The 2,802-nt window shown below is 62.2% G+C and carries 2 protein-coding genes and 1 pseudogene; 2 read left to right on the forward strand and 1 reads right to left on the reverse strand.

Annotation, left to right across the window (positions count from 1 at the left end):
• Positions 1–581 precede the first annotated feature (581 nt).
• Together VN461_22735 and VN461_22740 are read left to right on the forward strand one after the other, a co-directional pair.
• A pseudogene (locus VN461_22735) lies at positions 582–632 on the forward strand (hypothetical protein).
• Positions 633–678: 46 nt separating this feature from the next.
• A complete protein-coding gene (locus VN461_22740) occupies positions 679–930 on the forward strand; it encodes a type II toxin-antitoxin system PemK/MazF family toxin (protein ID HXB57596.1) in 252 nt (83 codons plus the stop codon).
• Between the two features lie 157 nt (positions 931–1,087).
• Here VN461_22740 and VN461_22745 read toward each other — a convergent pair.
• Positions 1,088–2,802, reverse strand: a 1,715-nt coding sequence (locus VN461_22745) for a glycoside hydrolase family 15 protein (GenBank protein HXB57597.1), incomplete at its 5' end; no start/stop codon positions are given.

Below are 2,802 nucleotides of genomic sequence, written 5' to 3' on the forward strand. Positions count from 1 at the left end.
CGAGACCGTGTCATGCCCGGGCTCGAGGGTAATTTGCTTGCCGCTTTCGTCCCAGCCGAGCTTCTCGTCATTGCCGATGATCAGGATCTGGCCGAGGGCCGGGTTCAAGGCAGAGCCTATCAGTCCGCCGACCAGCGCCGCGGCCGCCGCGCTTGCCGTAAAACCATAGGAACGCATCCTCCCCTCCATCCGCGCTATCGGTGCCTCGCCGATGCTGCCCCGACGGTAGCTTCAGCACAAGCTGCGGCTGAACACGTTAGCGTGCTCACGCCAACGCGACCCGACTGGGATATGATAGGATATCCAAACAAGGAGGATAGCCTGTCGCAAGTCACCATTGGCAAGTGGGGAAAAAGCCTAGCCATTCGCCTCCCGGGCGAGAGATTGTGAAGGCCGCTGGGCTCAGCAATGGCGAGCGTCTCGAAATCGAAACGCATGACGGGGAAATCGTCATCCGCCGTGCGGTTCCGCGTTTCACCTTGGAGGAGCTGTTTCGCGGGAGGAGCCCGGCAGAGTGGCGAGCGGCCTATGCCGGAGCCTTTGATTGGGGGTCCTGATGTCGGTCGCGAAATCGTCGAGGAATGACGGCTTCGGAATATTTGCCCGACACGGGCGATCTGATCTGGACGGATTTCGACCCGACCAAAGGCCGGGAGCAGGCCGGTCAGCGCCCGGCCCTTGTGGTTTCTCCCGCCACCTTTACCCGAGAACACCGGCCTGGCGATCGTCTGCCCGATTACGTCGCGCGTGCGGCCGTTCCCGACCAGCGTCGTTCTACCTTCGAGATTGCCGATCGCCGGCGAAATCCTGACCAGCCACATCCGCAGCATCGATACTCAGGCCCGGCCAATTCGCTATGCCGGCGTCGCCGTCTCGCGCGAAATCGCGCGGCTGGTCCGGGCGAAACTCAATACTTTCATCATGATTTGAGAGTGCGGCCGCGACCCGGCGAAGGCAGATGTCGCCGCCGGTGCTCAGAACCGCGCGCCGGCAATCGGAGGCCGGCGACTTCGTTGCCGTCGGCGTCTACGGCGCACACTCGCTTGACGCGCCGCTGCTTGGCAGGCCGCTGGATTTTCTCCGGAAGTCATGAGCACGCCGGGGGCGCCTTCGCTGATCCGGTCTTCAGCGAGTCGAACTTCTCCACGTATTGCAAGACCACCCACACGTAGGCAGCGTGGCTCCACGTGAGCGGGGAGACCGAAAGAGGATAACCCTTTACGGGGTGCACCTGTTCCGCAAGAACCCCCGACGGGAGCGCATTCTTGGCGCACCACTCGAGGCAAGGCAAAGCTTCGTGAAGCTCCTCGAAATTCCCAGCACGAGCGACCAGGTATTCCCCCAGCCAGAGCATCGAGATGAACCAGGGGTTCCCGGGAACACTCTCCGGAACGTCGTCTTCCCGCTGATAACGATCGTTCTGATACCGCGCGAGGCCTCCGATCGGCGTCTCGAGCGTCAATTGCCGCCGCACCGCCTCCACCGTTGCAACGATCCGCGGATCGTCCAGAGGGAGCGCGCCGAGCGTCGCCAGCCCCAGGAGGCTGACGTCGATCACCTCGTCGAGTTCGTAGCCCGCTTCGTTCCGGTAGCCTGAGCGCGCGTACCGCTGGTGACCTGCGTGGAACAGGTGCTTCACTACGCCCGCCGCCATCTGATCGGCCACCGTGTCATAGGTCTCGGCTCGGGCAGCATCCTGAAACACTCTCGCGAAGTTCGCCGCCCCTCGAAGGCCGGCGATCACTGCGGCGACCGTGTACGAGTGGACTCCGTAGCGCTCCTCCCAGAGGTCGTAAGAGGGGATGGGCAGTTGCGTGTCGGAATCGCGATGCGCCACCAGAAAGTCTGCGGACTTCAGAATGAGCGTCTCGTAGAGGGACCGGATGAACTCCAGGTCCCTCGAGGACTTGTAGTGAAGCCAGAGCGCCCAGAGAATCAGGGCGGTCGAGTCTTCCTGGATGGGCAGCACCTCCTTCCCGTCCCGCAGCCACGCGTGCCAGTTGCTGGCCATCGATCCATCCGGGATGTAGTGCTGAAAGAGGTATCCCTCCTCGGACAACGCCCCGCGGCAGAACTCGAAAAACTTCCGGCACAGCTCCGAGTAGCCGGCCTTCTCGAGCGCGGCGGCGGTGAATGCCCCGTCGCGGCCCCACATATAGGAGTACGTATCTCCCCCGAAACGCTCGATGTCCGAGTCGTTCGCGGCGATGATCGCCCCTCGGTTGTCGATCTGGGTTCTCAAGATGAGAAGGCTGCGATTGAAGACGTCCGCAACAGAACTCGGCAGATCTCCAAAGGATCGTGGTTCCTTTCGGACCCATGCCTGCCAGTAGTCCGACGTTCGGCGGATCAACTCGGAGGGTGTCTTCTCGCAAAGGACCCCGTTGATGCGGACAACTTCTTCGTAGCACCGGCCGGCAACCAGCCAGTAGAAGGCCGAGCCCGATCCTCCGGCAGGGACGTGCACCCGCATACCGACTGTCGACTCCGCACGTCCCCAGGAGACCGGACACCTGCTGAGTTCTCCGTCTTTGGCCTCCTTCCAGGATGGCTCCCTTCCGGGCCCCTCCTTGACGCCGCAAGAGAAGTAATCGGCCACCAACTCTTTGGAATTGCGGCAATTGACGAGGAAGTAACGATTCCTCTCGTAGTGGATGACGGACCCGGTGCGAGGATCGTAGTACGCCGTGTCCCCGACTTCGTTGCCGTAGAGGTGAAAGTCCTGGTTGAAGAAGAGCTTGACCTCGCGCGCTCTCCCTTGCAGGTCGATGACCTCAATTCGCCTGACGTAGACGTCGAGAT

The organism is Vicinamibacteria bacterium, from assembly GCA_035570235.1.
In the GTDB taxonomy this organism is placed as follows: Bacteria; Acidobacteriota; Vicinamibacteria; order Fen-336; family Fen-336; genus DATMML01.